Raw genomic sequence first — 16,365 nt, forward strand, 5'->3', positions numbered from 1 at the left:
TTACGGTGTGGGGCGCAAACGAAAAGAGGCGAGGTGTACGATGACTTTCAAAAAAAAATGGAAAATACTAGGTTGATCACCGCAAACCGGTGAAGGGTGCCGATCCGCATGGCCTATCTCGACAACATCGCCGTCTTTGTCCGCGTCGTCGAGCTCGGCAATCTGTCGGCGGCCGGCCGCGACATGCGCATTTCGCCGGCGGTCGCCTCCAACCGCATCAAGGAACTGGAGAAGCATCTCGGCGTGCGGCTGTTCAACCGCACCACCCGGCAATTGATGCCGACCGAGCACGGCACTGTTTTCTATTCCGGCGCCAAGCAGGTGCTGGAGGCGATCACCGAGGCGGAAGCGGCCGTCTCGGCGCTGTCCGGCCAGCCGCGTGGCACCATCCGCGTCACCGCACCGCTCGGCCTCGGGCGCCGGCTGGTGGCGTCGGGCATTCCCGATTTTCACGACAAATACCCTGACGTCGAGGTGCGGCTGAGGCTCTCGGACCACAATGTCGACATCATGAAGGAAGGCATCGACGTCGCCTTCCGGTTAGGGATCATCGAGGATTCCAGCCTCAGGATGCGCGGCATCATGGAATGCGAGCGCGTGCTGGTCGCCGCACCCAAATATCTGGAAGCGCGCGGCGAGCCGACGGAGCCGCAGGAGCTGATCGGCAGGAAGCATGACTGCCTGATGCTGCGCTATTCCGGCGCGCGCGAATATGTCTGGACCTTGCAAACGCCCACCGGCCCGCAGAAATTCGAGGTGCATGGGCCCTATGACACCGATGATGGCGACGTGCTGACCGGCTGGGCGCTGTCGGGGCGCGGCATCATCAACAAACCGCGCTTCGAGGTCGAGCCGTTCATCCGCGACCAGCGGCTGAAAGTGATCCTGACCAGCACCCCGCCAACGCCGGTGCAGTTCGCCGCCGTCTATCCGCACAAGAAGCTGCAGGATCCCAAGGTGCGGCTATTGCTCGACTTCATGGCCGAGCGTTGCCAAAGGCTGATCAAGGACATTCTGGCGGGCAAGTGAGGGGCGGTCGCGTTGCTACGGGATCGGCCGAAGGCCCGCGACTTCGTCATCCACGGGCGGAGCGACGCGAAGCGGAGCGCAGACCCGAGGATCCATTCCGTGACTTTCGCCGTAAAGTGCAACGGAGCAGAATTCTGCACCGTGGCAGCGCCTTGACGCCGCGGCATGGATCCTCGGGTCTGCGCGACGCCGCTTCGCGGCTGCTCCGCCCGTGGATGACGACGCGGCGGATGTTTCAGCTAATTTTCGAGGTGTTTGAGAGCCAGCCGAAACGTGACTGCTGGCCGGCACATGGCCGGCGGTTGGCCCAGCGCCAGCGGTTGCCATTGGGGCATGCGGCGAACATAGTTCCCGCATGCCTTCCCCCAGGAACCATCCATGACCGACGGCGCCACAACGCATCTCGCCGCTTCGCTCAACATTGCCCTCGCAACCGGGCAAGCGCTCACTTTCAGCGATCTGGCCGGCTTCGCCCGGGAGGCCGAGGCGGCGGGGCTGGACATGATCATCCTCGACGACTCCGCGCCGCATGGCGCCGCGCCGAGCAGTCCGTTCGAGGCGACCACTCTCATCGCCGCGCTGGCGACCGTGACCGAAAAGATCGGTCTCGTCGCCAGCGCCTCGACGATCGCTCACCAGCCCTACAATCTCGCGCGCCGCTTTGCCTCGCTCGACATGATCAGCCATGGCCGCGCGGGCTGGAACGCGACGCTGGCGCAGACACCGCGAGAGGCCGCCAATTTCAGCCGACCCGACGGGTTTTCAGCCGATGATTTTCGCCGCCGCTCGGAGGAATATATCGGCATCGTTCAAGGGCTCTGGCAGGGCTGGGACGCGGACGCGCTGCTGTTCGACAGGAACGGCGGCCGCTTCCATGATCCGCAAGGAATGCACCTGCTCGACCACAAGGGCGAGTTCTTCTCCGTGCGCGGGCCGCTGAATGTCGCGCGGTCGCCGCAGGACGCGCCGGTGCTGGTGCTGTCCGATCTCACCGAAGGCGACCTCGACTTTGCCGCCCGCACCGCCGATGTCGTTCTGCTGGACGAACGGGCGGCGGCAGAAGACAAGGCGTGTCATGGTGATTTGAAGCGCCGGGTTTCCGCCTGTGGGCGCGAGCCGGATGCGGTGAAGATACTGGCTGATATCTCGCTCACCGCTGACGGCGTCAGCGGGCTGGCCGACAGACTGGAAGAAAAATCCTTCTCTAAGAGCTGCGACGGCTTCAACATCCGCTTGCCGGCGCAGCTTTCGGTGTTCGACGATTTGATCGATCGTGTTCTTCCGGAGTTGCGGCGGTGCGGGCTGCTTCGAGAAAACCATCCCGGCACCACCTTGCGCTCGCATCTCGGCCTTGCCGGCGGAGGTGACCAATGACCGCGCAAATGAAGCTCGGCGCCTTCCTGTGGGCGACGGGCCATCACATCGCCGCCTGGCGCCACCCGAAGGCGCATGTGAAAGCTGGCATCGACATCGATCACTACATCGCGCTGGCGCGCACGGCTGAAGCGGCGAAGTTCGACATGATCTTCTGCGAGGATGCCGCCGGCCTGCGCGAGGCCAATGTCGACATTGCCAGCCAGACGTCGCGCTCGATCGGCTTCGAGCCGATCAGCCTGCTTTCGGCGCTGGCTGTCCAGACCAGCCGCATCGGCCTCGTTTCCACCGCGTCGACCAGCTACAACGAACCTTACGGCCTGGCGCGGACCTTCCTGTCGCTCGATCACCTGAGCGGCGGCCGGGCCGGCTGGAACCTGGTCACTTCAGCCAGTCAGATCGAAGCCGCCAATTTCGGCGCAACCGGCCTCAGGCCTCATGCCGACCGCTATGAGCGGGCGCGCGAATTCGCCGAGGTGGTGACAGGGTTGTGGCGCGGCAAGGCTTCAAGCCATGACGGCCAGAGCTTTTCGGTGCGCGATCCGCTCGACCTGCCGCGCTCGCCGCAAGGCGCGCCTGTCATGGTCCAGGCCGGCGCTTCCGACGTCGGCCGAGAGCTTGCCGCCCGCACCGCCGACGTGGTGTTCACGGCGGCACAGACCTTCGAGGAAGCGAAGGCCTTTTACGACGACCTCAAAGGGCGCATGGCGGCGTATGGGCGTGAACCCGATGACATCAAGATCATGCCCGGTGTCGCGCCCGTGGTGGCGGAGACCGAAGCCGAGGCCAGCGAAAAATTCGAGGAATTGCAGGAATTGATCCCCGACGACGTCGGCGTGGCGCTGCTGTCCAGCTATCTCAGCATATCCGACCTCTGGCGCCATCCGCTCGACGGTCCACTGCCCGACTTGCCCGAGAGCGAGGGCATGAAAAGCCGGCAGGCCCTGGTCGTCGAGCAATCGCGCCGCGATGGCCTTTCCATTCGCCAGCTGGCGCGGCATTTCGCCGGGGCGCGCGGCCATTGGCGCATCGTGGGAACCGCTGCCCAGATCGCGGACGAGTTGCAGGCGCGGTTCGAAGGCGGTGCCGCCGACGGTTTCAACGTCATGCCGTCTTATTTTCCCGGCGAACTCGATGCCTTTGCCACGCTGGTCGTGCCGGAACTGCAGCGGCGCGGCCTGTTCCGCAAGGCGTATGAAGGCGCCACGCTGCGCGCGCATCTGGGCCTCAGGCGACCGAGCTAGCCGGCGGTCACCCTGTCATGCGGAGCGTGATGCTCTGAGTTCGAGGCCGCCTTGTGGACGACCAGCGCCGTCATGATCTCGGCGGCGGCGAGCGCGGCAATAACCGGCGGACGCTTGTCCTTGACGGCGTCGCCGCCGATCGGCGAGACGAGGCGGGCGAATTCGGCGTCCGTGCCGTCGGCCGATTTCAGGAACCAGTTCCTGAAGGTCGCTTTCTTGGTCTTCGAACCGATCATGCCGACATAGGCCGCGTCGTCGCGTTTCAGCGCTTCGGCGACGATCAGGAAATCGAGTGCGTGGTCATGCGTGAGGACGGCGAAGGCGGTGCCGGCCGGGGCGTTGCGCAGCTCAGCCTCGGGCATCGGCGTCAGCCGCGTCTCGACGGTTTCCGGCATGCCTTCCAATGCCTCGGCGCGTGTCTCGATGACGACGCCATGCACGGGAAGAAGCGCAATGGTCGACGCGAGCGCTTGGCCGACATGGCCGCCGCCGAAGATATAGACATGCGGCAGATGCGCCTCCTCCGATTCAGCGTGCGCCATCAGCTTTTCCTCGATTGTGCCGTCGACCAAGCGGATCAACACCTTGACCCGACCCCCGCAGCACTGGCCGATTTCCGGCCCGAGCGGAACGTCGAGCGTGACGCCAGCTTCGTCAGCGTCGCGCTGCCCCTCACCCTTACCCTCTCCCCGTAAGGACGGGGAGAGGGGGTCGCCGGCGTTACGGCCGCTTCCCTTCTCCCAGTCACTATACGGGGAGAAGGTGCCGGCAGGCGGATGAGGGGCGGCGCCGACATCGGCAAACTCGCTGAAAGATGCGGAGCGCAAAGAGCCCAGCATCTGCCGCGCCTTATCGATCGCCATATATTCGAGCTGACCGCCGCCAATGGTGCCGAAAATCGCCGATGGCGAGACAAGCATGAACGCACCGGCCTCGCGCGGCGTCGAACCCTTTGCCGCCGCAACTTCGACAAGCGCGACCCGACCGGCATGGTCGAGAAACACTTTCAGCTCTTGAACCTTCGAGTTCATCGCCTGCACTTCCATCCAGGAAATATAGTATTTTTCGGCGCGATTTGCACGTTTTGGCCTCAGGAAGGCTCTGAAGCCTCCCGCTTCAGCCGCTCGATCGCCATCAGCACGCGTTCGGGTGTCGCCGGCGCGTCGAGACGCGGGCAGATCTTGTGGTCGGCGACGCTGGCCACTGCGTCCGACAGCGCGTGCAGCACCGCCATGCCATGCGGCAGCGGCGGTTCGCCGACCGCCTTGGAGCGATGGATGGTCGGCTCATAGGCCTGCGACCAGTCGGTCAGCGCCACGTTGAAGATCTTCGGTCGGTCCGACGCCAGCGGAATCTTGTAGGTCGACGGCGCGTGCGTGCGCAGCCGGCCCTTGTCGTCCCACCACAGTTCCTCCGTCGTCAGCCAGCCCATGCCCTGGATGAAGCCGCCCTCGACCTGGCCGAGGTCGATGGCCCGGTTCAGCGAACGGCCGCAGTCGTGCAGGATATCGGCGCGTTCGACGACATATTCGCCGGTCAGCGTGTCGACCGACACTTCGGCGCAGGCCGCGCCATAGGCGTAGTAATAAAAGGCGTGGCCCTGGCCCTTGGTGCGGTCCCAGTGGATCTTCGGCGTCTTGTAGAAACCGGCGGCGGAGAGCTGCACGCGCGCGATATAGGCCTGCTTGACCAGATCGTTGAAGCTGACCTCCTGGTTGCCGACGCGCACGCGGTTGGGCAGGAACACCACCTGGTCAACCGGCACCTGGTACTTCTCGGCGGCGAAGTCGGTCAGCCGCTGGCGGATCTGGCGCGCTGCGTTCTGCGCCGCCATGCCATTGAGGTCGGCGCCCGAGGACGCAGCCGTCGGCGCGGTGTTGGGCACCTTGGCGGTGGTGGTGGCGGTGATCTTCACGCGATCGAGGTCGATCTGGAACTCCTCCGCCACGACTTGCGCCACCTTGAGATGCAGGCCCTGCCCCATTTCGGTGCCGCCATGGTTCATGTGCACCGAACCATCGGCATAGACATGCACCAGCGCGCCGGCCTGGTTGGCCTCGGTCTTGGTGAAGGAGATGCCGAACTTGACCGGCGTCAGCGCCAGGCCGCGCTTGACGAAGCGGCTGTTGGCGTTGAATGCGGAAATCTCGCGACGGCGGCGCGCATAGTTGGCGCTGTCTTCCAGTTCCGCCACGATGCGCTGGATGATGCAGTCCTCGACCTTCTGGTGATAAGGGGTGACGTTGCGGCCGCCGATCGCTTCCATCGGATCGTAGAAATTCAGCTTGCGGATTTCGAGCGAATCCTTGCCGACCGCGAAGGCGACCTCGTCGATGACACGCTCGGCGCCGACCATGCCTTGCGGGCCGCCGAAGCCGCGGAACGCGGTGTTGGAGACGGTGTTGGTGTAGAGCGGCGCGGACTTGGCCAGCACCGCGGGATAGAAATAGGCGTTGTCGCAGTGGAACAGCGCACGGTCGCCGACCGGGCCGGACAGGTCGGCGGAGAAGCCGCAGCGCAAGGCGTAAGTGAAATCGACGCCGAGAATATTGCCCTCGTCGTCGAAGCCGACCTCGTAGTCGATGGCGAAATCGTGCCGCTTGCCGGTGGCGGTCATGTCCTCGTCGCGGTCGAGCCGGATCTTGACCGCCCGCTTCAGCCTCTTGGCGGCGATCGCGGCGATCGCGGCGCACTGGTTGGCCTGCGTTTCCTTGCCGCCGAAGCCGCCGCCCATGCGGCGCACTTCCACCGTCACCGCGTTACTCGGCACGCCAAGCGTGTGGGCGACCAGATGCTGCGTCTCGCTCGGCCCCTGGGTCGAACAATAGACGGTGACCTCGTCGTCCTCGCCGGGGATGGCGAGAGACACCTGGCCTTCGAGGTAGAAATGGTCCTGGCCGCCAAGCCACATCCGGTTCTTGATGCGGCGGGGCGCTGCCTTGATTGCCGCAGCCGCATCGCCGCGCCGCAAGATCAGCGGCGTGGTCACCTGCTTGTCCTTCGCCGGATCAAGGTCCCAGATGTCGATCACGGCGGGAAGCTCGTCATATTCGATCCTGGCCAGGCGCGCGGCGCGCCGGGCTGCCTCGCGCGTCTCGGCAATCACCGCGAAGATCGGCTGGCCGAAGAACTGCACCTTGCCTTCCGCCAGAACCGGATCGTCATGCATGTTGCTGGGCGAGACATCGTTCTCACCCGGCACGTCGGCATAAGTCAGCACGTCGACGACACCAGGGGCCGCGCGCACCGCCGAGAGGTCGACGCTTTTCAGAACGCCATGCGCCACCTTGGACAGGCCAAGGCCGGCATGCAGGGTGCCGGCCGGCTCCGGCATGTCGTCGATATAGACGGCGCCGCCGCTGACATGCTTGTGGGCGGAATCATGCCGCTGGTCGGTAGCGACGCCGCCGACGATCTTCTCGGCCTTGAGGTTTGATGATGCGTGCTTGTTCATCAGGCCGCCTCGTTGCGTGATACCTGGAACGGCGCCTTGGTGCCGGTGGTTTCCACGTAGAAGCGCAACAAAAGGTTCTTCGCTGCCAGCGCTCGATATTCGGCGGTCGCGCGCATATCGGTGAGCGGCGTGAAGTCCTTGACGTATTCGGCCATCGCGGCCTCCACCGTGGCTTCGTTCCAGGCCTTGCCTATCAGCGCCTTCTCAACAGCCGACGCCCGTTTCGGCGTTGCCGCCATGCCGCCATAAGCGATGCGGATATCGGCCACCGTGCCGTCCTTGGCCAGGGCCAGACAGAAGGCACCCAGGGTCGCGGTGATGTCCTCGTCGCGGCGCTTGGTGACCTTGTAGACGGCGAATTTCACGTCCTTTGCCGGTACGGGCACGTGCACGGCCTCGACGAACTCGCCCGGCTGGCGGTCCTGCTTGCCATAGGCAATGAAGAAATCCTGCAACGGGATCGTGCGCCGCTTCTTGCCCTTGCGCAATATCAGCCGTGCGCCGAGCACGATCAAGGGCGGCGGCGTGTCGCCGATCGGCGAGCCGTTGGCGACATTGCCGCCGATCGTGCCCATGTTGCGGACCTGTTCGCCGCCGATGCGGTCGAACAACGGCCCCAACGCAGGGATGCGTTTCGACAGCGTCGAAAAGGCTTCGGTGTAGGTGACGCCGGCGCCAATCGATATGACACCGTTTTCTTCCGTGACGGCGCAAAGCCCCGGCAGATTGCCTATGAAGATCGCCGGCGAGATGTCGCGCATGTGCTTGGTCACCCACAGGCCAACGTCGGTCGAACCGGCGACGACCGTCGCGGTGGGTTCCTTCTCGAAGACAGAAGCGAAATCGTCGGCATCGGCCGGCACGACCAGCCGCGTCCTGCCGGACCCAAGCTCGACCCTGGCGCCATCGCGCAACGCCTGCAGCCGTATCGTGATGTCCCGGCGCTCCGCCGCCAGCGGGTCCTTCGCCGCCTTGCCATAGCTCGATATGGCGTGCGCGGCGCGCATGATCGCTTCATAGCCGGTGCAGCGGCAGAGATTGCCTTGCAAGGCTTTTTCGATGGCCGCGTCCGACGGGTCCGGTGACTTCATCCATAAGCCATAGAGCGACATGACGAAGCCCGGCGTACAGAAGCCGCATTGCGAGCCATGGAAATCGACCATCGCCTGCTGCACGGGATGCAACTGGCCTGACACACCGCGCAGATGCTCGACCGTCACGACATGGGTGCCATCGAGCGAGCCGAGGAAGCGGATGCAGGCGTTGACGGTTTCATAAACCAGCCCCGTGGCCGAAAGCCTGCCGATGAGCACGGTGCAGGCGCCGCAATCGCCTTCGGCGCAGCCTTCCTTGGTGCCGCGCAGCGAGCGGTCGAGCCGCAACCAGTCGAGCAGGGTCGCGTCGGGCGCCACGGATGACAGCGCGACATCCCTGCCATTCAGAATGAAGCGGATTTCGTTGCGGATATTGACCTTGGCCATGCCTCAGCTCCCCCTGTAGGTGGAATAGCCGTAGGGCGAGATCAGCAATGGTACATGATAGTGCACCGCCTCCGCCATGCCGAAGCGGATCGGTACGCTGTCGAGGAAGGCAGGTGCGGGCAGCTTCGTGCCCTGGCCGCGCAGATAGTCGCCAGCCGCGAACACCAGTTCGTATTCGCCGGTGCGGAAGTCGGCGCCTGCCAGCAGCGGCGCGTCGCAGCGGCCGTCTGCATTGGTGACGACCGTCTTCAGAAGGGTGCGAGCAGCACCATCGACACGGTAGAGCGCGATCGACAATCCCGCCGCCGGCCTGCCGGTCGCGGTATCCAGGACATGGGTCGTCAGACGCCCGCCATCGGCTTTCGACGTTTCTGCCATTGGCCGCCTCCCATTTCCAGTACGAACAAATTGGCCGGTACTATCGAGCACTGCTGATGAATTGTGCGCCAATTAAAGGCGATGCATAAGTCTCGGTCGAGCGGAGTGCGACAAAAACACTTTCAAAAATTTTGAGGGGAATGCGAGAAGCACCCTTTCGATATTCTGATCATACTTCCGGTGATGCCGGGCGCGGAGGGACGATGCGTTACACCAGGGACATGCGTGGCTACGGGGCCAATCCGCCGGATCCGAAATGGCCTGGCGGCGCGCATGTCGCCGTGCAGTTCGTCGTCAATTACGAGGAGGGCGGCGAGAACTGCGTGCTCCACGGCGACAAGGCTTCGGAAGCCTTCCTCTCGGAAATCGTCGGCGCGGCGCCCTGGGTGGGCCAGCGCCACTGGAACATGGAATCGATCTACGAGTATGGGGCGCGAGCCGGCTTCTGGCGGCTGCTGCGCCTGTTCAGCGAGTCGCAAGTGCCCGTGACCTGCTATGGCGTCGCCACGGCGCTCGCACGCTCCCCCGACCAGGTCACGGCGATGCAGGAAGCCGGCTGGGAAATCGCCTCGCACGGGTTGAGATGGATCGACTACCGCGACCACGATGCCGAGGACGAGCGCCGCGACCTCGAAGCGGCGATCAAGCTGCATTACGAGGTGACCGGCCAGCGCCCGACCGGCTGGTATACGGGCCGCACTTCGGTCAACACGGTGCGCCTGGTGGCAGAGGAAGGCGGCTTCGATTACGTCTCGGACACCTATGACGACGAACTGCCCTACTGGTTCGAGCATAGCGGCGGCACGCAGCTCATCATCCCCTACACGCTCGATGCCAACGACATGCGCTTCGCCACGCCGCAAGGCTTCAATTCGGGCGACCAGTTCTTTGCCTATCTCAAGGATAGTTTCGACACGCTCTATGCCGAGGGCCAGGCAGGCCGGCCGCGCATGATGAATATCGGCCTGCATTGCCGCCTTGTCGGGCGGCCGGGCCGGGTGGCGGCGCTGAAACGCTTCGTCGATTATGTCAAATCGCATGACAAGGTCTGGCTGGCGCGGCGCATCGACATCGCCAAGCACTGGCAGGAGAACCATCCCTACAAACCGGCCGCTCTGCGCCCGTCGAAGATGGAATTCGAGACGTTCGTTCACACCTTCGGCGGCGTGTTCGAACATTCGCCCTGGATTGCCGAACGGGCCCACGAGTTGGAGCTCGGTCCGGCACACGACACGGCGGGGGGCCTGCACAATGCGCTCTGCCGCATCTTCCGCGCCGCCAGCGAAACCGAACGGCTCGGCGTGCTCAACGCCCATCCCGACCTCGCCGGCAAACTGGCCAAGGCCAGGCGGCTGACGGCGGAATCGACCCGGGAACAGGCTTCCGCCGGCCTCGACGCGCTGACCGACAAGGAACGCGAACTGTTCTCCAAGCTCAACGCCGCCTACGTCACCACCTTCGGCTTCCCCTTCATCATCGCGGTGAAAGGCAAGACAAAGGAGGAAATCCTCGCCGAATTCGAAGCCCGTATCGGCAACGGCCGCGGCGTCGAATTCGAAACCGCCTGCAAACAGGTCGAGCGCATTGCGCTGTTGCGCCTCAAGGACATGCTTCCACAATAGGTTTAAACCCATGGATACGATCAGGATGCCCGAGCGAACCTATTATGCCCCACAGGGGGGCCATCCCGGCCAGAACGAGCTTTTGACCGGGCGCGCCGTCTTCACCGAGGCCTATGCGGTCATCCCCAAAGGCGTGATGCAGGACATCGTGACCAGCCCGCTGCCGTTCTGGGACAAGACCAGGGCTTGGATCATCGCAAGGCCGCTGTCGGGCTTTGCCGAGACGTTTTCTCAGTATATCGTCGAGGTTCTGCCGGGCGGCGGCAGCGACCGGCCGGAACCTGACTCCGGCGCCGAAGGCGTGCTGTTCGTGGTCGAGGGGGAACTCACCGTATCGCTCGCCGGCAAAAAGCATGTGCTTGCCGCCGGTGGCTTTGCCTTCCTGCCGCCGGCAAGCGGCTGGACGGTGCGCAACGAGAGCAGCGCTGCCGTCCGCTTCCACTGGATCCGCAAGGCCTATGAGGTGGTCGACGGCCTGGACACGCCGGAAGCCTTCTTCAGCAGCGACCAGCAGGTGGCGCCGACGCCGATGGCCGGCACCGAGGGCCGCTGGGCGACGACGCGTTTCGTCGATCCGGACGACATGCGCCACGACATGCACGTCACCATCGTCACGCTCGAGGCGGGCGCGGTCATTCCCTTCGCCGAAACCCATGTCATGGAACATGGGCTCTACGTGCTCGAAGGCAAGGCGGTCTACCGGCTGAACCAGGACTGGGTCGAGGTCGAGGCCGGCGACTTCATGTGGCTGCGCGCCTTCTGCCCGCAGGCCTGCTATGCCGGCGGCCCCGGAAAATTCCGCTATCTGCTCTACAAGGACGTCAACCGGCACGCCAAGCTCGGCGGCTATCTCGGGGGCCGCGCGCGGTGAGCCGCATCGTCGCGCAGCCGCTGAGCCGCGAAAACTTCGCGCCCTTCGGCGACGTCATCGATATGGGCGGCGACAACCGCTACCCAATCAATGGCGGCAAGGCGATCCGCTATCATGATCTCGCCACCGCCGAGGCCGCTGGGCCGAATGCGCGCGTGCTGATCTCGATGGTGCGCGGCACACCCTATGAAATGCCGCTGAAGCTGACCATGGTCGAGCGCCATCCGCTCGGCAGCCAGGCTTTCATCCCGCTGTCGCCACGGCCGTTTCTGGTCGTCGTCTGCCACGATACCAAGGACGGGCCGGGCGAACCGCATGGCTTCATCGCCGCGCCCGGACAGGGCATCAACTACAAGCGCAATCTCTGGCACGGTGTGCTGACGCCGATCGGCGAGGAACAGGATTTCCTCATCGTCGATCGCGGCGGCGATGGCTCCAACCTCGAAGAGTTTCACTTCTCGCACCCTTACGAAATCCACCTTCCCAGAAAGCCCGTGATTTCATCATGACCGACATTTCGCTGATCGACCGCCTGCTCGACGTGATCGAGCACGACATCGTGCCGAAGACGGCAGAAGGCGTCGCCCATGGCAACAAGCTGTTCGGCGCGGCGATCCTGCGCAAGGACGACCGGTCGCTGGTGCTGGCCGAGACCAACAACGAGATAGAAAACCCGCTCTGGCATGGCGAGGTGCATTGCCTGAAGCGTTTTTACGAAATGCCCAAGGCCGAACGGGTCGACACGAAAGACGCCATTTTCATCGCCACGCATGAGCCCTGCTCGCTCTGCCTGTCGGCGATCACCTGGACCGGTTTCGACAATTTCTACTATTTGTTCAGCCACGAGGACTCGCGCGACAGTTTTGCCATCCCGCATGATCTCAAGATTTTGAAAGAGGTCTTCACGCTCGACCCCGGCGGGTACAATGCCGAGAACGCCTATTGGAAGAGTTTTTCGATCCGTCGGCTGGTGCGGGCCCTCCCCGAGGCCGAGCGCGCGAGGCTGGAGACGCGGATCGGCAGGATTTCCGCACGCTATGACGAGTTGTCCGACGCCTATCAGGCGAACAAGGCCGCAAACGACATTCCGCTGAGTTGATGGTATGAGACAGGTCGCATATTTCGCTGCTCCAGTCGCGAATGGCGATTGAAAGTTTTCGTGCCGCGGAGCGTTATGCCTGCCATGAAAACCATCACCGAATTTCCCCGTAAGGTCGTCGAATTTCCCGACATGGGCATCGTCATGCCCGATGGCTGCCGGTTGTCGGCGCGGGTGTGGATGCCGGAGGATGCGGGCGACGATCCGGTACCTGTCATCCTCGAGCATCTGCCCTACCGCAAGCGCGACGGAACGATCTTTCGTGATCAGCTTACCCATCCCTATTTCGCCGGCCACGGCTACGCCTCGATCCGCGTCGACATGCGCGGCAATGGCGATTCCGAAGGGCTGATGGACGACGAATATTCCGAGCAGGAACTGCAGGACGCCTGCGATGTCATCGCCTGGGCGGCGGCGCAGCCCTGGTGCAACGGCAATGTCGGCATGATGGGCATCTCTTGGGGCGGCTTCAACTGCCTGCAGGTGGCGGCCAAACAGCCGCCGGCGCTCAAGGCGGTTATCAGCCTGTGCTCGACCGTCGACCGCTATGCCGACGACATTCACTACAAGGGCGGCTGCCTTTTGAACGAGAATTTCGGCTGGGCCTCGACCATGCTGTCCTATTCGTCGCGGCCACCGGATCCGCTGATTGCCGGCGATAACCGTTGGCGCGATCTCTGGCTGGCGCGGCTGGAGAACCAGTCCTTCCTGTTGCCGCTGTGGCTCAGCCACCAGCATCGCGACGCCTATTGGAAGCGCGGCTCGATCTGCGAGGATTTTTCCGCAATCAAAGCCGCAGTGCTGTCGATCGGCGGCTGGCATGACGGCTACCGCAACACGATCTCGCACCTCGTCACCAACATCGAGGCACCGGTCAAGGGCATCGTTGGACCGTGGATACACAAATACCCGCACTATGCGGGCCCCAAGCCGGCCATCGGCTTCCTGCAGGAAGCGCTGCGCTGGTGGGACCACTGGCTGAAGGGCGCCGAGACCGGCGTCGAGGCCGATCCCGACTATCGCGCCTATGTGATGGACAGCGTGCGCCCCGCTCGCTGGCATCCGGAGCGGCCCGGCCGCTGGATAGCCGAGCAGGAATGGCCGTCGTCCAAGATAACGATTGAAACGATCGAACTCGTTTCCGCTGATGCAGGACCTTCCATCGTCGCTTCGCCGCAGACCTGCGGGCTTGCCGGCGGCGAATACTTTCCCTTCACCTTCGGCCCGGAATTGCCTGGTGACCAGCGCCCTGACGACGGGCTGTCGGCGTGTTTCGACCAGCCTGAGCTCACCAAGCCGATCGAGATCGTCGGCGCGCCGGAGCTTGAGATCCAGTTTGCCTCCGATCGGCCCCAGGCCAACATCGCGGTCCGGCTTTGCGACGTGCATCCCGACGGCGCCTCGGAACTTATCTCCTATGGCGTGCTCAATCTGACGCACCGCAAGTCGCATGAATTCCCCGAGGCGCTGGTCCCAGGGGAGACGGTTTCGGCGCGTGTCGTGCTCGATCAATGTGCCTACCGCGTGCCGGCCGGGCATCGTTTGCGCGTCGCCGTTTCGACCGCCTACTGGCCTGCCATCTGGCCCTCGCCGGAGCCGGTACGGCTGACCTTGTCGGCGGCCTCGCTATCAGTGCCGCTGCGCCTGCTCGCAACAGGCGACGAAGTCGTCTTCGGCGAACCGGAAGGCGCCACGCCCTGGGCGACCGAGACGGTTCGACCCGCCAAGTCCGAACGCCATGTCGACCGCGACGAAAAGACGGGAATCGTCACGCTTTCCATTGCGGATGATTTCGGCGAGGTGCGTGATCTCGACCACGGCCTTGTCAACGGCAGCATCGCCCGCGAAACCTGGACCATCCATCCTGACGATCCTCTGTCAGCCTCCGGGAAAACACATTGGACGCAGACCCTGTCGCGAAATGGATGGTCGGTCCGTACCGAGACATGGGCGCAGATGCGGTCGGATGCGCAAAACTTCATCGTCAGCGCCAGAATCGAGGCCTACGAAGGCGAAAACCTCGTCTTCGAGCGCGATTTCGACGAAAGGGTCCCGCGCGCGCTGGTCTGAGTGCTGAAACCGTTGGTCCAAATGCGACGTGCGATTTACGCCACGGCATGTCGCATTCGGTCTTGCTTACCGCTTTCCCTTGCGGTCATTATTCCCCTCACAAGAAGCAAGAAAATCGACCACAGAGTCGAACCAACAGAGTGAGGAACTCAAAATGTCGAATGAACTCGAATTCCTTAGCCGGCGCGTTGCAGCAGGCAAGCTGAGCCGTCGTGATTTTCTCGGCCGGGCGGCAGCGCTCGGCATCGCCGCACCCTTCGCCAACTCGCTGCTTTCAAGCGCGGCGCGGGCGGCCGGTCCGGTCAAGGGCGGCACGCTGAAGGCCGGCCTGGTCGGCGGTGAATCCACCAACAGTCTCGATCCGGCCCTGTTCATGACCCAGGTGCCGTTCGCCTTCGGCAAGTGCTGGGGCGAAATGATCGTCGAGCTGTCGCCCGACGGCAAGCTCGAGAACCGCATCGCCGAGGAGATCGGCTCGTCCAAGGACGCCAAGACCTGGACGCTGAAGATCCGCGACGGCGTCGAATTCCACAACGGCAAGAAAGTGACCGCCGAGGACGTCGCCGCGACGCTCGAGCGCCATTCGGACGAGAAATCGAAATCCGGCGCGCTCGGCTACATGAAGGGCATCGATACCATCAAGGCCAGCGGCAAGGAAGTGGTGCTGACGCTGAAGGAGGCCAATGCCGACCTTCCCTACCTGCTCAGCGACTATCACCTGATCGTCCAGCCGAACGGCGGCAAGGACAAGGCCGACGCCGGCATCTCGGCCGGACCCTATAAGGTCACCACCAACGAGCCCGGCGTGCGCCATGGCGGCGAGCGCTTCGCCAATTACTGGCAAAGCGACAAGATGGGTCATGCCGACCAGATCGAGATCATCGTCATCAACGATGCGACTGCGCGCACGGCGGCCCTGCAGGGCGGCCAGGTCAACATGATCAACCGCGTCGAGCCGAAGATCGTCGACCTGATCAAGCGCGTGCCGGGCGTGACCATCCGCAACCACGCCGGTCCGGGCCACTACGTGTTCATCATGCATTGCAACACGGCGCCGTTCGACAACAACGACCTCAGGATGGCGCTGAAGCTGGCGATCGACCGCGAGGAGATGCTGAACAAGGTGCTGCGCGGCTATGGCTCGCTCGGCAACGACTTCCCGATCAACTCCGCCTACCCCCTGTTCACCGAAATCGAACAGCGCAAGTACGATCCGGACAAGGCGAAATTCCACTACAAGAAGTCGGGCCATGATGGCACCGTGCTTTTGAGGACCTCCGACGTCGCCTTCCCGGGCGCGGTCGATGCCTCGCAGCTCTTCCAGCAGAGTGCTGCCAAGGCCGGCATCAAGATCGAGCTCAAGCGCGAGCCCGGCGACGGCTACTGGAACGAGGTCTGGAACAAGCAGCCCTTCTGCGCTTCCTATTGGGGCGGCCGCTCGACGCAGGACCAGATGTACTCGACCGCCTACCTGTCGACCGCCGACTGGAACGACACGCGTTTCAAGCGCCCGGATTTCGACAAGATGGTGCTGGCGGCGCGCGCCGAACTCGACGAGGCCAAGCGCAAGCAGATGTACCACGACATGGCGGTCATGGTGCGCGACGAAGGCGGTCTGATCCTGCCGATGTTCAACCAGTTCATCGACGCCACCGGCGCCAAGGTCGATGGCTGGGTGGACGACCCGCATCAGGAGCTGATGAACGGCTACGCCCTGGCGAAGTGCTGGCTGCAGGCCTGAGT

13 protein-coding genes are annotated in these 16,365 nt (G+C 63.8%); 9 read left to right on the forward strand and 4 right to left on the reverse strand.

All coding sequences use genetic code 11. The features are described 5' to 3' along the window. Positions 1 to 108 precede the first annotated feature (108 nt). The 3 genes from EN808_RS23470 (at position 109) to EN808_RS23480 (ending at position 3,647) form a co-directional block, all read left to right on the forward strand. A complete protein-coding gene (locus EN808_RS23470) occupies positions 109 to 1,029 on the forward strand; it encodes a LysR family transcriptional regulator (protein ID WP_127872927.1) in 921 nt (306 codons plus the stop codon). A gap of 378 nt (positions 1,030 to 1,407) precedes the next feature. Then, complete coding sequence (locus EN808_RS23475) at positions 1,408 to 2,403, forward strand: LLM class flavin-dependent oxidoreductase (protein WP_135917006.1); 996 nt, start codon at positions 1,408 to 1,410, stop codon at positions 2,401 to 2,403. Further along, a complete protein-coding gene (locus EN808_RS23480) occupies positions 2,400 to 3,647 on the forward strand; it encodes an LLM class flavin-dependent oxidoreductase (protein WP_135917007.1) in 1,248 nt (415 codons plus the stop codon). The genes EN808_RS23475 and EN808_RS23480 overlap by 4 nt, the downstream gene beginning before the upstream one ends. Here EN808_RS23480 and xdhC read toward each other — a convergent pair. From xdhC to uraH, 4 genes are read right to left on the reverse strand one after another with little or no spacing between them, the layout of a single operon-like run. Further along, entirely contained in the window at positions 3,644 to 4,678 is a 1,035-nt protein-coding gene (gene xdhC, locus EN808_RS23485; protein ID WP_135917008.1) for a xanthine dehydrogenase accessory protein XdhC, read from the reverse strand. The two genes, EN808_RS23480 and xdhC, sit on opposite strands and share 4 nt — an antisense overlap. A 59-nt stretch (positions 4,679 to 4,737) precedes the next feature. Beyond that, positions 4,738 to 7,101 carry a xanthine dehydrogenase molybdopterin binding subunit gene (gene xdhB / locus EN808_RS23490; protein WP_135917009.1) on the reverse strand — a complete coding sequence of 788 codons (2,364 nt, stop codon included), beginning with the start codon at positions 7,099 to 7,101 and terminating at the stop codon, positions 4,738 to 4,740. Next, positions 7,101 to 8,582 carry a xanthine dehydrogenase small subunit gene (xdhA, locus tag EN808_RS23495; protein WP_135917010.1) on the reverse strand — a complete coding sequence of 494 codons (1,482 nt, stop codon included), beginning with the start codon at positions 8,580 to 8,582 and terminating at the stop codon, positions 7,101 to 7,103. The genes xdhB and xdhA overlap by 1 nt, the downstream gene beginning before the upstream one ends. Positions 8,583 to 8,585: 3 nt before the next feature. Continuing rightward, entirely contained in the window at positions 8,586 to 8,960 is a 375-nt protein-coding gene (gene uraH / locus EN808_RS23500; protein WP_135917011.1) for a hydroxyisourate hydrolase, read from the reverse strand. Positions 8,961 to 9,163: 203 nt separating this feature from the next. Between uraH and puuE the strand changes: the two genes are divergently transcribed. The 6 genes from puuE to EN808_RS23530 all read left to right on the forward strand — a co-directional run bounded on the left by puuE (position 9,164) and on the right by EN808_RS23530 (position 16,363). Beyond that, positions 9,164 to 10,582 carry an allantoinase PuuE gene (gene puuE, locus EN808_RS23505; RefSeq protein ID WP_135917012.1) on the forward strand — a complete coding sequence of 473 codons (1,419 nt, stop codon included), beginning with the start codon at positions 9,164 to 9,166 and terminating at the stop codon, positions 10,580 to 10,582. Positions 10,583 to 10,592: 10 nt separating this feature from the next. After that, a complete protein-coding gene (locus EN808_RS23510; protein ID WP_127872920.1) occupies positions 10,593 to 11,453 on the forward strand; it encodes a bifunctional allantoicase/(S)-ureidoglycine aminohydrolase in 861 nt (286 codons plus the stop codon). Continuing rightward, positions 11,450 to 11,962: an ureidoglycolate lyase gene (locus EN808_RS23515; RefSeq protein ID WP_127275733.1), complete on the forward strand. Its 513-nt coding sequence runs from the start codon at positions 11,450 to 11,452 to the stop codon at positions 11,960 to 11,962. The genes EN808_RS23510 and EN808_RS23515 overlap by 4 nt, the downstream gene beginning before the upstream one ends. Beyond that, a complete protein-coding gene (locus EN808_RS23520; protein WP_135917013.1) occupies positions 11,959 to 12,552 on the forward strand; it encodes a nucleoside deaminase in 594 nt (197 codons plus the stop codon). The genes EN808_RS23515 and EN808_RS23520 overlap by 4 nt, the downstream gene beginning before the upstream one ends. Before the next feature lie 84 nt (positions 12,553 to 12,636). Then, positions 12,637 to 14,622, forward strand: a complete 1,986-nt coding sequence (locus tag EN808_RS23525; protein ID WP_135917014.1) for a CocE/NonD family hydrolase — start codon at positions 12,637 to 12,639, stop codon at positions 14,620 to 14,622. Between the two features lie 154 nt (positions 14,623 to 14,776). After that, positions 14,777 to 16,363 (forward strand): ABC transporter substrate-binding protein, encoded by a 1,587-nt coding sequence (locus EN808_RS23530; RefSeq protein ID WP_135917015.1) that lies wholly within the window; start codon positions 14,777 to 14,779, stop codon positions 16,361 to 16,363. Positions 16,364 to 16,365: the final 2 nt, after the last annotated feature.

Origin of the sequence: Mesorhizobium sp. M8A.F.Ca.ET.165.01.1.1, from assembly GCF_004792065.1 — a bacterium.
In the GTDB taxonomy this organism is placed as follows: Bacteria; Pseudomonadota; Alphaproteobacteria; order Rhizobiales; family Rhizobiaceae; genus Mesorhizobium.